Source organism: Pseudomonas sp. SLBN-26, assembly GCF_006715895.1.
Taxonomy (GTDB): Bacteria; Pseudomonadota; Gammaproteobacteria; order Pseudomonadales; family Pseudomonadaceae; genus Metapseudomonas; species Metapseudomonas otitidis.
Genome location: NZ_VFOB01000001.1, coordinates 5,753,419 through 5,769,829 on the forward strand (window position 1 = coordinate 5,753,419; position 16,411 = coordinate 5,769,829).

At 64.5% G+C, this 16,411-nt stretch carries 13 protein-coding genes; all 13 read left to right on the plus strand.

Features of this window, described 5'->3' with window-relative positions:
• Positions 1-7: 7 nt before the first annotated feature.
• The 13 genes from uppS to dnaE all read left to right on the plus strand — a co-directional run bounded on the left by uppS (position 8) and on the right by dnaE (position 16,374).
• Positions 8-757 (plus strand): polyprenyl diphosphate synthase, encoded by a 750-nt coding sequence (gene uppS, locus FBY21_RS26690; protein ID WP_142015260.1) that lies wholly within the window; start codon positions 8-10, stop codon positions 755-757.
• Complete coding sequence (locus FBY21_RS26695; protein ID WP_074971947.1) at positions 757-1,572, plus strand: phosphatidate cytidylyltransferase; 816 nt, start codon at positions 757-759, stop codon at positions 1,570-1,572. The genes uppS and FBY21_RS26695 overlap by 1 nt, the downstream gene beginning before the upstream one ends.
• On the plus strand, positions 1,569-2,759 hold the full coding sequence (gene ispC / locus FBY21_RS26700; protein ID WP_142015263.1) for a 1-deoxy-D-xylulose-5-phosphate reductoisomerase: 1,191 nt from the start codon (positions 1,569-1,571) through the stop codon (positions 2,757-2,759). The genes FBY21_RS26695 and ispC overlap by 4 nt, the downstream gene beginning before the upstream one ends.
• Before the next feature lie 16 nt (positions 2,760-2,775).
• On the plus strand, positions 2,776-4,131 hold the full coding sequence (gene rseP, locus FBY21_RS26705) for an RIP metalloprotease RseP (RefSeq protein WP_142015266.1): 1,356 nt from the start codon (positions 2,776-2,778) through the stop codon (positions 4,129-4,131).
• Between the two features lie 72 nt (positions 4,132-4,203).
• Positions 4,204-6,555, plus strand: a complete 2,352-nt coding sequence (bamA, locus tag FBY21_RS26710; protein WP_074971944.1) for an outer membrane protein assembly factor BamA — start codon at positions 4,204-4,206, stop codon at positions 6,553-6,555.
• Positions 6,556-6,600: 45 nt separating this feature from the next.
• Positions 6,601-7,104, plus strand: coding sequence for an OmpH family outer membrane protein (locus FBY21_RS26715; protein ID WP_044414364.1), 504 nt, complete (start codon positions 6,601-6,603; stop codon positions 7,102-7,104).
• A gap of 2 nt (positions 7,105-7,106) precedes the next feature.
• Entirely contained in the window at positions 7,107-8,165 is a 1,059-nt protein-coding gene (gene lpxD, locus FBY21_RS26720) for a UDP-3-O-(3-hydroxymyristoyl)glucosamine N-acyltransferase (RefSeq protein ID WP_142015271.1), read from the plus strand.
• 48 nt (positions 8,166-8,213) lie between these two features.
• A complete protein-coding gene (gene fabZ / locus FBY21_RS26725; RefSeq protein ID WP_044414358.1) occupies positions 8,214-8,654 on the plus strand; it encodes a 3-hydroxyacyl-ACP dehydratase FabZ in 441 nt (146 codons plus the stop codon).
• Positions 8,651-9,427: an acyl-ACP--UDP-N-acetylglucosamine O-acyltransferase gene (lpxA, locus tag FBY21_RS26730; protein ID WP_044414356.1), complete on the plus strand. Its 777-nt coding sequence runs from the start codon at positions 8,651-8,653 to the stop codon at positions 9,425-9,427. Before fabZ ends, lpxA begins: the two co-directional genes overlap by 4 nt.
• A 3-nt stretch (positions 9,428-9,430) precedes the next feature.
• Positions 9,431-10,564, plus strand: a complete 1,134-nt coding sequence (lpxB, locus tag FBY21_RS26735) for a lipid-A-disaccharide synthase (protein ID WP_142015276.1) — start codon at positions 9,431-9,433, stop codon at positions 10,562-10,564.
• On the plus strand, positions 10,564-11,166 hold the full coding sequence (gene rnhB, locus FBY21_RS26740; RefSeq protein ID WP_107328236.1) for a ribonuclease HII: 603 nt from the start codon (positions 10,564-10,566) through the stop codon (positions 11,164-11,166). Before lpxB ends, rnhB begins: the two co-directional genes overlap by 1 nt.
• A gap of 177 nt (positions 11,167-11,343) precedes the next feature.
• Positions 11,344-12,756: an alanine/glycine:cation symporter family protein gene (locus FBY21_RS26745; RefSeq protein WP_044414349.1), complete on the plus strand. Its 1,413-nt coding sequence runs from the start codon at positions 11,344-11,346 to the stop codon at positions 12,754-12,756.
• A 93-nt stretch (positions 12,757-12,849) separates the two neighbouring features.
• Positions 12,850-16,374, plus strand: coding sequence for a DNA polymerase III subunit alpha (gene dnaE, locus FBY21_RS26750; protein WP_142015279.1), 3,525 nt, complete (start codon positions 12,850-12,852; stop codon positions 16,372-16,374).
• The last annotated feature ends 37 nt before the right edge of the window (positions 16,375-16,411 follow it).

Sequence of the window (16,411 nt, forward strand, 5' to 3'; positions counted from 1 at the left end):
TTCTGAAATGGAAAAGAAAGGCGTTTCTCCAGCGGTCCCGCGGCATGTGGCGATCATCATGGATGGCAACAATCGCTGGGCCAAGAAGCGCCTGCTCCCCGGCGTCGCCGGCCACAAGGCCGGTGTCGACGCGGTTCGTGCGGTCATCGAGGTCTGCGCGGATGCAGGGGTGGATGTGCTCACCCTGTTCGCCTTCTCCAGTGAGAACTGGCAGCGCCCGGCCGACGAGGTCAGTGCGCTTATGGAGCTGTTCCTCGGTGCCTTGCGGCGCGAGGCGCGGCGACTCAACGACAACGGTATCCGCCTGCGCATCATTGGCGACCGTTCCCGCTTTCACCCCGAGCTGCAGGCCGCCATGCGCGAGGCCGAGCTGCTGACAGCGGGGCACAATCGTTTCACCCTGCAGATCGCCGCCAACTACGGTGGGCAATGGGACATCACCCAGGCTGCTCAGCGGCTGGCGCGTGAAGTCCAGGCCGGCCACCTCCAGGTGGACGAGATCACACCCGGGCTCTTGCAGAACTGCCTGGCCACGGGTGACCTGCCGCTTCCCGACCTGTGCATCCGCACCGGTGGCGAGCACCGCATCAGCAATTTCCTGCTCTGGCAGCTGGCATACGCCGAGCTTTATTTCTCCGACCTGTTCTGGCCCGACTTCAAGCACGACGCCATGCGCAAGGCCCTGGCGGACTTCGCCAAGCGCCAGCGCCGCTTCGGCAAGACCAGTGAACAAATAGAGGCCGAGGCCCGTCCCTGATGCTCAAGCAACGAATCATCACCGCTCTCGTGCTGCTGCCGATCGCCCTTGGGGGCTTCTTCCTCCTAGATGGTGCGGCTTTTGCGCTGTTCATCGGTGCCGTGGTGACGCTTGGAGCCTGGGAGTGGGCGCGCCTGGCAGGGCATGAGTCCCAGGGCGTCCGTGTCGGCTATGCCGCTGTCGTCGCCGTGGCGCTGCTGGCCCTTTATCAATTGCCGGCGTTGGCGCCGCTGGTCCTGCTGCTGGGTGTGCTCTGGTGGGGGGCGGCCACCGTCCTGGTGCTGGGCTACCCCGAGAGCAGTCGCCATTGGCGGGCCCAGGCCAGCAAATGGGTGATCGGTCTGCTGATCCTGCTGCCGGCCTGGCAAGGGCTGGTGCTGTTCAAGCAGTGGCCGCTGGCGAACCTGCTCATCCTTGCGGTGATGGTGCTGGTCTGGGCAGCGGACATCGGTGCCTACTTCTCCGGCAAGGCCTTCGGCAAGCGCAAGCTGGCCCCGGCAGTAAGCCCTGGCAAGAGCTGGGAGGGGCTGATCGGTGGGCTCTTCACCTGCCTCCTCATCACGTTGTGTGTCGGCCTCTACCGCGGCTGGTCCGGCGGTGAGCTCGTGCTGGGGCTACTGGGTGCGGCAGTGGTGGTGCTGATCTCGGTGGTGGGTGACCTGACCGAGAGCATGTTCAAGCGCCAGTCCGGCATCAAGGACAGCAGCAACCTGCTGCCTGGCCATGGTGGCGTGTTGGATCGCATCGACAGCCTCACCGCTGCCATTCCGGTGTTCGCCACCCTGTTGTGGGTCGCGGGCTGGGGCGCATTGTGAATCGTCCTCTGCGCGTTTCAGTGCTGGGGGGCACGGGCTCCATCGGGCTCAGCACCCTGGATGTGATTGCCCGCCATCCCCAGCGTTATGAAGTCTTCGCCATCAGCGGCTTTTCCCGCCTGGCGGAGCTGCAAGCCCTGTGCATCCGGCACCGACCGCGTTTCGCGGTGGTACCCGATGCATCGGCCGCGCGCGTCCTGCAGGACGCGCTGATTAGGGCTGGTCTCGACACCCGTGTGCTGTCGGGAGAAGCGGGACTGTGTGAAATCGCCGCGCATCCGGAGGTGGATGCGGTGATGGCCGCCATTGTCGGTGCGGCAGGGTTGCGTCCGACCCTGGCGGCGGTCGAGGCAGGCAAACGGGTTCTGCTGGCCAACAAGGAGGCGCTGGTGATGTCCGGCGCCCTGTTCATCCAGGCAGTGCGTCGCCATGGTGCGGTGCTGCTGCCGATCGACAGCGAGCACAATGCGATCTTCCAGTGCCTGCCCGGGGACTACGGGCGTGGCCTTGCACAGGTCGGTGTGCGGCGCATCCTGCTCACGGCCTCGGGAGGCCCTTTCCGCGAGACGCCTCTGGAGGCGCTGGCCAATGTCACGCCGGAGCAGGCGTGCGCCCATCCCAACTGGTCCATGGGGCGGAAGATCTCTGTCGATTCGGCCAGCATGATGAACAAGGGGTTGGAGTTGATCGAGGCCTGCTGGCTGTTCGATGCGGCGCCCTCCCAGGTCGAGGTGGTGATCCACCCGCAGAGCGTCATTCATTCCCTCGTCGACTACGTCGATGGTTCGGTGCTGGCGCAGCTCGGCAACCCGGACATGCGCACTCCGATCGCTCATGCGTTGGCATGGCCGGAACGGGTGGATTCCGGTGTCGCGCCGCTCGATCTTTTCCGTGTCGGTCGGCTCGACTTCCAGGAGCCCGATGAGGGGCGCTTTCCCTGCCTGCGCCTGGCTCGTCAGGCGGCCGAGGCGGGTGGCAGTGCGCCGGCCATGCTCAATGCCGCCAACGAAATCGCCGTTGCGGCCTTCCTCGGGCGGCGGATTCGCTTCACCGAGATCGCGAGTATCATCGACGAGGTGCTGAACCGAGAGGCGGCGCTGGCGGTCGAATCGCTCGACGCCGTGGTCGAGGCGGACGCCCGCGCTCGTGTAGCGGCTCAGCAATGGCTGGTACGGAACGGGCGCTGAGCCCGAAGGTGGTTCGATGAACGCGCTCTACATGTTCGTGGGCACCCTGGTGGCACTCGGGGTCCTGGTGACTTTCCACGAGTTCGGTCACTTCTGGGTGGCGCGCCGCTGTGGCGTCAAGGTGCTGCGATTCTCGGTCGGCTTCGGTACGCCGCTGGTGCGTTGGCATGATCGCCATGGCACTGAGTTCGTCATCGCGGCCATCCCCCTGGGCGGCTACGTCAAGATGCTCGACGAGCGCGAGACCGACGTCGAGATTCCGCCCGAACAGCTCCACCAGACCTTCAACCGCAAGAGCGTCGGCCAGCGCATCGCCATCGTCGCGGCGGGGCCGGTGGCCAACTTCATCTTGGCGCTGGTGTTCTTCTGGGTGCTAGCCATGCTGGGCAGCCAGCAGGTTCGCCCGGTGATCGGTGCCGTAGCGCCGGACAGCATCGCGGCGCGTGCCGGCCTGGTGCCCGGACAAGAAATCGTCTCGGTGGACGGCAAGGCAGTGACCGGCTGGGGCGGCGTCAATCTCCAGCTCGTGCGCCGTCTGGGCGAGTCCGGGACCTTGGATGTGCAGGTTCGCGAGGCCGGCTCAAGCGTTGATGCGTCCGTGCAGTTGCGGCTCGATAACTGGCTCAAAGGGGCCGAAGAGCCTGACACCATCGGCTCGCTCGGCATCACGCCGTGGCGCCCGGCCTTGCCGCCTGTGGTAGGCGAGGTTCCGGACGGCCCCGGCAAGGCCGCCGGGCTGCAGGTGGGGGATCGCATTCTCGCGCTGGACGATGTCCGTCTGGACGACTGGCAGCAACTGGTGGACTACGTCCGCCCCCGGGCCGGCCAGGCAGTCCTGGTCCGCTATGAGCGTGCCGGGCAGGTGGCCGACGTCTCCATCACCCTGGGCAGTGCCGGGGAAGGCGAGGCGCGCCGCGGCTTCATGGGCGTAGGCGTCAAACCGGTCGACTGGCCGCCGGAGATGTTGCGCGAAGTGGCTTTCGGGCCGCTGGATGCGGTCGCCGAGGCGGCGGCACGCACCTGGTCCATGAGTCTGCTAACTCTGGATTCCCTAAAGAAAATGTTGCTCGGCGAGCTCTCGGTAAAAAACTTGAGCGGGCCGATAACCATTGCTAAAGTGGCGGGCGCTTCGGCCCAGTCGGGCGTGGGGGATTTCCTGAATTTCCTGGCCTACCTGAGCATAAGCCTGGGGGTTCTCAATCTACTGCCAGTTCCCGTCCTGGACGGGGGGCACCTGCTGTTCTACCTGATCGAATGGGCGCGTGGCCGGCCATTGTCAGAACGGGTGCAAGCTTGGGGGGTACAGATCGGCATCAGTCTGGTCGTCGGGGTCATGCTACTGGCCCTGGTGAATGATCTGAGCCGGCTGTAACGCGTCACTGAATTCCGGATCTGCCGCCCTATGCGGCAGATTCCTTATTATCAGTTGGAAAAAAAGGACTTCATGAAACGCCTGCTGCTAACCGCGGTGTTTGCCGCACTCATGATCGGCAAAGTTCACGCCGAGTCCTTCACCATATCCGACATCCGCGTCAACGGCCTGCAGCGTGTATCCGCAGGCAGCGTCTTCGGCGCCCTGCCGCTGAACGTAGGCGACCAGGCTGATGATCGCCGCCTGGTCGAAGCCACCCGTGCCCTGTTCAAGACCGGGTTCTTCCAGGACATCCAGCTCGGCCGCGACGGCGGTGTGCTGGTCATCAGCGTAGTCGAACGTCCGTCCATCTCCAGCATCGAGATCGAGGGCAACAAGGCCATCAGTACCGAAGACCTGCTGAAGGGTCTCAAGCAGTCCGGCCTCTCCGAGGGTGAAATCTTCCAGCGTGCGACCCTCGAGGGCGTGCGTAACGAGCTGCAGCGCCAGTACGTGGCCCAGGGTCGTTACTCCGCGGAGATTGAGGCCGACGTGATTCCCCAGCCGCGCAACCGCGTCGCGCTGAAGATCAACATCAACGAAGGTACGGTCGCTGCGATCCAGCACATCAACGTCGTCGGCAACACCGTGTTCCCCGACGAAGACCTGATCAACCTGTTCGAGCTGAAGACCACCAACTGGCTGTCCTTCTTCAAGAACGACGACAAGTACGCCCGCGAGAAGCTCTCCGGTGACCTGGAGCGCCTTCGTTCCTACTACCTGGACCGCGGCTACATCAACATGGACATCTCCTCCACCCAGGTGTCCATCACCCCCGACAAGAAGCACGTCTACATCACCGTCAACGTAGATGAAGGTCAGAAGTACACCATTCGCGACGTGAAGCTCTCCGGCGACCTCAAGGTGCCCGAGGAAGAAGTGAAGGCGCTGCTGCTGGTCAAGGAAGGGCAGGTGTTCTCCCGCAAGGTGATGACCACCACCTCCGAGCTGATCACCCGTCGCCTGGGTAACGAGGGGTACACCTTCGCCAACGTCAACGGCATCCCCCAGACCCACGACGAAGACCACACCGTCTCCGTGACCTTCGCCGTCGACCCAGGCAAGCGTGCCTACGTCAACCGCATCAACTTCCGTGGCAACACCAAGACCGAAGACCAGGTGCTGCGCCGTGAAATGCGCCAGATGGAAGGTGGCTGGGCGTCGACCTATCTGATCGACCAATCCAAGACCCGCCTCGAGCGCCTGGGCTTCTTCAAGGAAGTGAACGTCGAGACCCCGCAGGTGCCGGGTACCGATGACCAGGTTGACGTGAACTACACCGTCGAAGAGCAGCCTTCCGGCTCCATCACCGCCAGCGTGGGCTTCGCCCAGAGCGCGGGCTTGATCCTGGGCGGCTCCATCAGCCAGAACAACTTCCTCGGTACCGGCAACAAGGTCAGCATCGGCCTGACCCGTTCTGAGTACCAGACCCGCTACAACTTCGGCTTCGTCGACCCCTACTGGACCGTCGATGGCGTCAGCCTGGGTTACAACGCCTTCTACCGCACCACTGACTACAACAAGCTGGACGTGGACGTTTCCAGCTACTCCGTGGACAGCCTGGGTGGTGGTGTGAGCGTCGGCTACCCGATCAGCGAGACGTCGCGCCTGACCTTCGGCCTGACCGTACAGCAGGACGAGATCGGCACCGGCCGCTACACCGTCGACGAGATCTTCAACTTCATCAAGAACGAAGGCGACAAGTACCTGAACTTCAAGGGATCGATCGGCTGGTCCGAGTCCACCCTGAACAAGGGCGTGATGGCAACCCGTGGCCACTCCCAGAGCCTGGTGCTGGAAACCACCATTCCCGGCAGCGACCTGTCGTTCTACAAGCTCGACTACCGTGGCCAGGTCTTCACCCCGCTGACCCAGAACACCGCGCTGCGCTGGCACACCGAGCTGGGCTACGGCGACAGCTACGGCTCCACCTCTGAACTGCCGTTCTATGAGCACTACTTCGCCGGCGGCTTCAACTCCGTACGCGGTTTCAAGGACAGCAGCCTCGGCCCGCGCAGTACGCCGAGCAAGGGCACCAACCCTGGTACTTTGGCTGACCCGGACCAGGATCCGCTGCCCTTCGGTGGCAACGTGCTGGTGCAGGGCGGCGTCGAGTACCTGTTCCCGCTGCCGTTCGTGAAGGATCAGCGCCAGCTGCGTACCGTGCTGTTCTGGGATGTGGGCAACGTGTTCGACACCAGTTGCTCGTCCACGGCGAAGAACTGCAGCAACATCAACCTGGGTGAGCTTGCCAGCTCGGTGGGTGTGGGCTTGACCTGGATCACGGCGCTGGGCCCGCTGAGCTTCAGCCTGGGCATGCCGATCAAGAAGCCCGACAATGCCGACACCCAGGTGTTCCAGTTCTCCCTGGGCCAGACCTTCTAAGTGTTTTGATCAAGACGACAACAGTATTTGTTGCAGGAGTGCATCGTGCGTAAGTTGACTCAACTCGTTCTGGTAGCCGCGGCCATGATGGCCACCCCGGCGTTCGCCGAAATGAAGATCGCGGTACTGAACTACCAAATGGCGCTCCTGGAGTCCGACGCTGCCAAGAAGTACGCCGTCGACGCCGAGAAGAAGTTCGGTCCTCAGTTGAACAAGCTCAAGACCCTGGAAAGCGACGCCAAGCGCATCCAGGACCGCCTGGTCAAGGAAGGCGAGAAGATGCAGCAGGCCGAGCGCGAGCGCCTCGAGCTCGAATTCAAGCAGAAGGCCCGTGACTTCCAGTTCCAGTCCAAGGAACTGAACGAAGCCAAGGCCGTGGCTGACCGCGACATGCTCAAGCAGCTGAAGCCGAAGCTGGACCAGGCCGTCGAGGAGGTCCTGAAGAAGGGCTCCTATGACCTGGTGCTGGAGCGTGGTGCCGTGATTGACGTGAAGCCTCAGTTCGACATCACCCGCCAGGTCATCGAGCGCATGAACCAGCTGCGCTGAACATGACAGCCGTCTCTTACACCCTCGGCCAACTGGCCGAGCGCCTCGGTGCCGCCGTGCGCGGCAACGAAGAGCGTGTGATCAGTGGGCTGGCCACCCTGCAGGATGCCAGCCCGGATCAGTTGACCTTCCTGGCCAACCCCCAGTACCGCAAGTTCCTCGCAGAAACTCATGCTGGTGCCGTCCTGCTCACTGCAGACGATGCTGAAGGCTTTGCGGGGGATGCGCTGGTGGTGCCGGACCCCTACCTGGCTTATGCGCGCCTGTCGCACCTGTTCGATCCCAAACCGGTCGCTGCTGCGGGTATCCACCCGTCTGCCGTCGTTGCAGCGGATGCGCAGGTCGACCCCAGCGCGAGCATCGGGCCGGGTGTGGTGATCGAGTCGGGAGCCCGTATCGGGGCAGGCGTGACCATCGGTGCCTACAGCGTCATCGGTGCGCGCAGCGTCATCGGAGAAGGCGGTTGGCTGGCCCCGCGTGTGACCCTCTATCACGACGTTAAGATCGGCAAGCGTGTGGTCATCCAGTCCGGTGCCGTGATCGGCGGTGAAGGCTTCGGCTTCGCCAAGGAAAAGGGTGTCTGGCAGAAGATCGCGCAGATCGGCGGCGTGACCCTGGGTGACGATGTCGAAGTTGGTGCCAACACCACCATCGACCGCGGCGCCCTGTCCGACACGCTCATCGGCAACGGCGTGAAACTGGATAACCAGATCATGATCGCCCACAACGTGCAGGTCGGTGACAATACCGCCATGGCCGGCTGCGTGGGCATCTCCGGCAGCACCAAGATCGGCCGCAACTGCATGATCGCAGGCGGCGTCGGCATGGTCGGGCACATCGAGGTGTGCGACAACGTGTTCGTCACCGGGATGACCATGGTGACCCGCAACATCACTGAACCGGGTGCCTATTCCTCCGGTACCGCCATGCAGACAGCAGCGGACTGGAAGAAGAGCGCCGCCCGGATTCGTCAACTGGACGACATGGCGCGTCGTCTGCAACAGCTGGAAAAGCGCCTGGCGGCAGTGACCCCGGGCGGGGATGCTTCATCTGATGCGTGACCCGCGCAGCGCCGCGCGTCCCAAATCCCCATTCAAGGCTCCAGGAATATGATGGACATCAACGAGATTCGCGAATATCTGCCGCACCGCTACCCTTTCCTTCTGGTGGATCGGGTCGTGGACCTGGATATCGAAGGCAAGCGCATTCGCGCCTACAAGAATGTCAGCATCAACGAGCCATTCTTCAACGGCCATTTCCCTGAGCACCCCATCATGCCGGGCGTGCTGATCATCGAGGCAATGGCCCAGGCGGCGGGGATCCTTGGTTTCAAGATGCTCGACGTCAAGCCGGCCGACGGCACCCTCTACTACTTTGTCGGTTCGGACAAGCTGCGTTTCCGTCAGCCAGTGCTGCCGGGTGACCAGTTGATCCTCGAGGCGCGATTCCTCAGCGTCAAACGCGGGATCTGGAAGTTCGAATGCAAGGCCAACGTCGATGGCAAGGAAGTCTGCTCGGCCGAGATCATCTGTGCGGAACGCAAGCTATGAGTTTGATTGACCCTCGCGCCATCATCGATCCGTCGGCGAAGCTGGCGGATGGCGTTCAGGTCGGCCCCTGGTCGATCGTTGGACCCGATGTGGAAATCGGCGAGGGCACCGTGGTCGGTCCGCACGTGGTCATCAAGGGACCGACCCGCATTGGTAGGCACAACCGCATCTACCAATTCTCCTCGGTCGGGGAGGACACCCCCGACCTGAAGTACAAGGGCGAGCCCACTCGCCTGGTGATCGGCGATCACAATGTGATCCGCGAAGGCGTCACCATCCATCGCGGCACGATCCAGGACCGCGCGGAGACCACCATCGGCGATCACAACCTGCTTATGGCCTATGTACACGTCGGGCATGACAGCGTCATCGCCAACCACTGCATCCTGGTCAACAACACCGCGCTGGCGGGGCATGTCCATGTCGACGACTGGGCCATCCTTTCCGGCTTCACCCTGGTCCACCAGTTCTGCCGCATCGGTGCCCACAGCTTTTCCGGCATGGGCACCGCCATCGGCAAGGATGTCCCGGCCTACGTCACCGTCTTCGGCAACCCTGCCGAAGCTCGCAGCATGAACTTCGAAGGCATGCGCCGTCGTGGTTTCAGTGCCGAGGCCATCCAGGCCCTGCGCAGGGCCTACAAGGTGGTCTATCGCCAGGGGCTGACGGTCGAGCAGGCCCTGGCCGAGTTGGCCGAGTCCGCCGCCCAGTTCCCCGAGGTGGCCGTGTTCCGCGACTCCATCCAGTCTTCAACCCGCGGCATCACCCGCTGAGCCATGGCCCGTCCCCTGCGCATCGCGCTGGTCGCTGGCGAGGCGTCCGGTGACATCCTCGGCTCCGGCCTGATGAAGGCCCTCAAGGCCCACCGTCCCGATATCGAGTTCATCGGCGTTGGCGGTCCCTTGATGGAGGCCGAGGGCCTGGTTTCCTACTTCCCGATGGAGCGCCTGGCGGTGATGGGGCTGGTGGAGGTGCTCGGACGCCTTCCCGAACTGCTCCGTCGACGCAAGCACCTTATCCGTACCCTGATCGAGGCCCGACCCGATGTCTTCATTGGCATCGATGCGCCTGATTTCACCTTGGGTGTCGAGCTCAAGCTCCGTCAGGCGGGTATCCGCACCGTGCATTACGTCAGCCCCTCGGTATGGGCGTGGCGGCAGAAGCGGGTGCTGAAGATCCGCGACGCCTGCGACCTCATGCTCACCCTGTTCCCCTTCGAAGCGCGCTTCTACGAAGAGCACCAGGTGCCGGTCCGCTTCGTCGGGCATCCGCTGGCGGACACCATTCCCCTTGAGGCGGACCGCGCTGCCGCCCGGCAGGCCCTTGACCTGCCTGCCGAGGGCAGTGTCGTCGCGCTCATGCCCGGTAGCCGGGGTGGCGAAGTCGGCAAGCTCGGTGCGCTGTTCCTCGATGCTGCCGAGCAGCTCCGCACAATGCGTCCCGGAATCCGGTTCGTACTGCCGTGCGCCAATGCCGCGCGCCGTGAGCAGCTGGAGCAGATGCTGGCTGGGCGCGACCTGCCGCTGACCCTGCTCGATGGGCGCTCGCACCAGGCGTTGGCCGCCTGCGATGCCGTTCTGATCGCTTCCGGCACCGCCACCCTGGAGGCGCTGCTCTACAAGCGCCCGATGGTGGTCGCCTACCGGCTGGCGCCACTCACCTACACGATCCTGCGGCGCCTGGTGAAGAGCCCTTATGTGTCGCTGCCGAACCTGCTGGCCCAGCGCCTGCTCGTGCCGGAGCTGATCCAGGACGCCGCAACCCCCGAAGCCCTGGCCCATACCCTGTCGCCGTTGCTCGACGGCGGCGAGGTGCAGACCGAGGGTTTCGACACCATTCATCGCGCCCTGCGTCGCGATGCATCCGAAGAAGCCGCCCAGGCGGTGTTGCAACTGGCGGAGGCGCGCTGATGCAGATGGGCATGGATTTCGACCTGGTCGAGGAGCTGGTGGCAGGCGTCGACGAAGTCGGTCGTGGCCCGCTGTGCGGTCCGGTGGTGACGGCTGCCGTCATCCTCGACCCGGCCCGCCCGATCCAGGGCCTGAACGACTCCAAGAAGCTCTCCGAGGCACGCCGCGAGGCGCTGTTCGACGAGATTCGCGAGAAGGCACTGGCCTGGTGCATCGCCCGGGCCGAGGTCGAGGAAATCGACCAGCTGAACATCCTGCACGCCACCATGCTGGCCATGCAGCGTGCGGTGGAGGGGCTCTCCGTGACCCCGAAGCTGGCCCTCATCGATGGCAACCGTTGCCCCAAGCTCGCCGTACCCAGCGCGCCTGTTGTCCAGGGTGATGCGAAAGTCCCCGCGATTGCGGCCGCGTCCATCCTGGCCAAGGTCTCCCGGGACCGTGAAATGGCCGAGCTGGACGCGCTCTACCCAGGCTACGGCCTGGCCGGGCACAAGGGTTACCCGACCCCGGTGCACCTCGAGGCGCTGAAACGCCTCGGTCCTACGGCGATCCACCGGCGTTCGTTCGCGCCCGTCCGGGAGCTGCTCGAAACCGGGCACTGATCCGCCACCCTGATCGTCTGATCTCGTCTCAAGGCCCGCGTGGCTTCGCGGACGCCATGCGCTGCCTCTCAGTCGGCAACCGGGCGCCCCAGCGAGATCATCTTTCCGCTGCGATACTTCACCCGGGTATTCCAGCGTTTCACTGAGTGCCGCCATAAGCGGCCCAAGGAGTTCCTCATGCAAGACATGGCCAACCTGGTGGTCAACTCGCTCAACGGCTTCATCTGGGGCAAGGTCCTGATCTGGCTGCTGGTGGGCTGCGGCCTGTACTTCACTGTCCGCCTCGGGCTGATCCAGTTCCGCCACTTCGGGCACACCTTCAGCGTGCTCAAGGGCAGTCGCCAGGCCGATGATTCCGGCATTTCCTCCTTCCAGGCCCTGTGCACCTCCCTGGCCGCACGGGTCGGTACCGGCAACGTCGCCGGTGTGGCCGTCGCCATCACCCTGGGCGGCCCTGGCGCGGTGTTCTGGATGTGGATGATCGCGATGGTCGGCATGGCCACCGGCTTCGTCGAGGCGACCCTGGCCCAGCTGTTCAAGATCCGTGACGACAAGGGGCAGTTCCGCGGTGGCCCGGCCTACTACATGGAGAAAGGCCTCGGTGCTCGCTGGATGGGCGTGCTGTTCTCGCTGTTCCTGATCCTGGCCTTCGGTTTCGTCTTCAACTCGGTCCAGGCCAACACCATCAGCGGCGCCATGCAGGGTGCGTTCGGCGTGCCGCTGTGGATCAGCGGCCTCGCCCTGGTGGCGATCACGGCGCTGATCATCTTCGGTGGCCTGCGCTCCATTGCTCGCTTTTCCGAGCTGGCGGTGCCGTTCATGGCGGTCGCCTACCTGCTGGTGGCCGTGGTGCTGATCATCACCCAGGCCAGCGAACTGCCCGGCATCCTGGTGATGATCGTCAAGAGTGCCTTCGGCTGGCATGAGGCGGCGGCCGGCGGCATCGGCGCGGCGATCATGAACGGCTTCAAGCGTGGCCTGTTCTCCAACGAGGCGGGCATGGGCTCGGCGCCCAACGCGGCCGCCTCGGCGACGCCCTATCCGCCGCACCCGGCCTCCCAGGGCTATGTGCAGATGGCCGGTGTGTTCATCGACACCCTGCTGATCTGCACCGCGTCGGCGGCCATCATCCTCCTGGCCGGCCCGCAGGAAGGCGAGGGCATCATGCTGGTGCAGAACGCGCTGACCAGCCAGGTGGGCCTGTGGGGCAAGTACTTCCTGGCGGTGATCATCCTGTTCTTCGCCTTCACCTCCATCGTCGCCAACTACTTCTACGCCGAGAACTGCCTGGTGTTCCTCGAGCACAACCACCCGGGCGGTCTGCTGGTCTTCCGCCTGGCGGTGCTGGGGATGGTGATGTTCGGCGCCCTGGCGTCGCTGCCCTTCGTCTGGAACCTGGCGGACGTGTCCATGGGGCTGATGGCGATCACCAACCTGATCGCCATCCTGTTGCTCTCCAACCTGGCCATCAAGCTGGCCCGGGACTACAACGCCCAGCGCAAGGCCGGCAAGCTGCCGACCTTCGATGCCAGCCAGTACCCGGAGATCCAGGACAAGCTGGAACCCGGCATCTGGGACGATCGCCGCTGATCCCGGTTCGACGCTGAGCGCAAACCTGTAGCTTTACCATCGGGCCCGGTACAATCCGGGCCCTGCCGTTTCTGCCTCTTCCAAAGGATCGTCATGACCGTTTCCTTCGTGCATCTCCGTCTCCATTCCGAGTACTCCCTGGTCGACGGCCTGGTGCGGGTCAAGCCCCTGATCAAGGCCGTGGCGGCTGCCGGCATGCCAGCGGTGGCGGTCACTGACCAGAGCAACATGTGCTCCCTGGTCAAGTTCTACAAGGCGGCCCAGGGTGGCGGCATCAAGCCCATCTGTGGCGCCGACATCTGGCTGGCGAGCCTGGACGAAGACGGCCCCCTCAGCCGCATGACGCTGCTGGCGATGGACGGCAAGGGCTATCGCAACCTCACCGAGTTGATCTCCCGTGGCTGGTCCGATGGCCAGAGCAACGGCCTGGTGATCATCCAGCGCGACTGGGTGAAGGAAGCCGCCGAAGGCCTGATCGCTCTGTCCGGCGCGAAGGAAGGCGAGATCGGCATGGCACTGCTCAACGGCGACACTGCTGCCGCCGAGCGCCTGCTGGCGGAGTGGCAGGCGGTGTTCCCGGATCGCTTCTACCTGGAGCTGCAACGCACCGGCCGCGTCAATGACGAGGAACATGTGCACGCGGCCGTGGCCCTGGCGGATCGCTGCGGTGCGCCGCTGGTGGCGACCAACGACGTGCGCTTCATCAAGGCCGACGACTTCGAGGCCCACGAGACCCGCGTGTGCATCGGCGAAGGCCGGACCCTCGACGACCCCCGCCGGCCGCGCAACTACTCCAACCAGCAGTACCTGAAGTCGCCGGAAGAGATGGCCGAGCTGTTCAGCGACCTCCCCGACGCCATCGAGAACACCGTCGAGATCGCCCGGCGCTGCAACATCGATGTGCGCCTGGGCAAGCACTTCCTGCCCGATTTCCCGACGCCCAATGGCATGGGCATCGACGACTACCTGCGCCACGCCTCCTACGAAGGCCTCGAAGAGCGCCTCGCGGTGCTCTGGCCGAAGGAGACGACCCCGGACTACGAAGAGAAGCGCCAGCTCTACATCGACCGCCTGGAGTTCGAACTGGGCACCATCATCCAGATGGGCTTCCCCGGCTACTTCCTGATCGTTGCCGACTTCATCCAGTGGGCGAAGAACAACGGCGTCCCGGTGGGGCCTGGCCGTGGATCGGGCGCCGGCTCGCTGGTCGCCTACGTGCTGAAGATCACCGACCTTGATCCGCTGGCCTACGACCTGCTGTTCGAGCGCTTCCTCAACCCCGAGCGGGTCTCCATGCCCGACTTCGACGTCGACTTCTGCATGGACGGCCGCGACCGCGTGATCGACTACGTGGCCGAGAAGTACGGCCGCAACGCGGTGAGCCAGATCATCACCTTCGGCTCCATGGCGGCGAAGGCGGTGGTGCGTGACGTGGCACGGGTGCAGGGCAAGTCCTACGGACTGGCCGATCGCCTGTCGAAGATGATCCCCTTCGAAGTGGGCATGACCCTGGAGGCGGCCTACAACCAGGAAGAGGTCCTGCGGGACTTCCTCAAGTCCGACGAGGAAGCCCAGGAAATCTGGGACATGGCCCTCAAGCTCGAAGGCATCACCCGGGGCACCGGCAAGCATGCCGGTGGCGTGGTGATCGCCCCCACCAAGCTGACCGACTTCGCGCCCATCGCCTGTGACGAGGAAGGCGGCGGCCTGGTGACCCAGTTCGACAAGGACGACGTGGAGGCGGCCGGCCTGGTGAAGTTCGACTTCCTCGGCCTGCGCACGCTGACGATCATCAAGTGGGCCATGGAGATGATCAACCGCGAGCAGGAGAAGAACGGCCTGCCGCTGGTGGACATCGACCGCATCCCGCTGGATGACAAGAAGACCTACGACATGCTGCAGAAGGCGGAGACCACCGCGGTCTTCCAGCTTGAATCCCGCGGCATGAAGGAGCTGATCAAGAAGCTCAAGCCCGACTGCCTGGAAGACATGATCGCCCTCGTGGCCCTGTTCCGTCCGGGGCCGCTGCAGTCCGGCATGGTGGACGACTTCATCAACCGCAAGCACGGCCGTGCCGAGCTCTCCTACCCGCACCCGGACTACCAGTACGCCGGCCTCGAACCGGTGCTCAAGCCCACCTACGGCATCATCCTCTACCAGGAACAGGTGATGCAGATCGCCCAGGTGATGGCGGGCTACACCCTCGGCGGCGCGGACATGCTGCGTCGCGCCATGGGCAAGAAGAAGCCCGAGGAAATGGCCAAGCAGCGCGGCGGCTTCATCGAAGGTTGTGCGAGCAATGGCATCGATGCCGAGCTGGCGGGCAACATCTTCGATCTGGTGGAGAAATTCGCCGGCTACGGCTTCAACAAGTCCCACTCTGCCGCCTATGGCTGGGTCTCCTACCAGACCGCCTGGCTGAAGGCCCACTACCCGTCGCCCTTCATGGCGGCGGTGCTCACGGCGGATATGCACAACACCGACAAGGTGGTGACGCTCATCGAAGAGTGCCGCAGCATGAAGCTGCGCATCGTCGCGCCGGACGTGAACAACTCCGACTACCGCTTCACCGTCGACGACGCCGGGCAGATCATCTACGGCCTCGGTGCGATCAAGGGCGTGGGCGAGGGGCCGGTGGAGGCCATCGTCGAATGCCGTGACGAGGGCGGGCCGTTCAAGGACCTGTTCGACTTCTGCAACCGTGTCGACCTCAAGCGCATCAACAAGCGCACGCTGGAAGCGCTGATCCGTGGCGGTGCGCTGGATCGCCTCGGGCCGTTCTTCAGTGACGAGCCCAAGGCCTACCAGGCTGGCATCGACCGCAACCGGGGCGTGCTGCTCGCGGCAATGGAGGAGGCCATCCAGGCCGCCGAGCAGACCGCCCGCAGCCACGACAGCGGCCACATGGACCTGTTTGGCGGGCTCTTCGCCGAGCCCGACGCCGACGTCTACGCCAACCACCGTCGGGCCAAGGAGCTGACCCTCAAGGAGCGCCTCAAGGGCGAGAAGGACACCCTGGGGCTCTACCTCACCGGCCACCCCATCGACGAATACGAGGGCGAGGTGCGCCGCTTCGCCCGTCAGCGCATCGTCGAACTCAAGCCCGCGCGGGATACCCAGACCATCGCCGGCCTGATCGTCAACCTGCGGGTGATGAAGAACAAGAAGGGCGACAAGATGGGCTTCATCACCCTCGACGACCGCTCCGGGCGCATCGAGGCCTCCCTGTTCGCTGATGCCTTCGCCTCCGCCCACACCCTGCTGCAGACCGATGCGCTGGTGGTGGTGGAAGGGGAGGTGAGCCACGACGACTTCTCCGGTGGCCTGCGCCTGCGTGCCAAGCGCGTCATGAGCCTGGAGGAGGCGCGTACCGGGCTGGCCGAGAGCCTGCGGATGAAGGTGGACCACAGCGCCCTGCAAGGCGACCGCCTGCGCTGGCTCGCCGACCTGTGCGGGCGCCACCGGGGCTCCTGCCCGATCACCATCGACTACGCAGGCCCCAGTGCCCGCGCCTTGCTGCAGTTCGGCGAGCAGTGGTGCATCGACCCGGCCGATACGCTGATTCAGGCATTGCGTGACCAGTTCGGGCGCGACAACGTCTTCCTGCACTACCGGTGAGACGCGGCTGACGCGCCGCGTTCTCTCGACCCACATG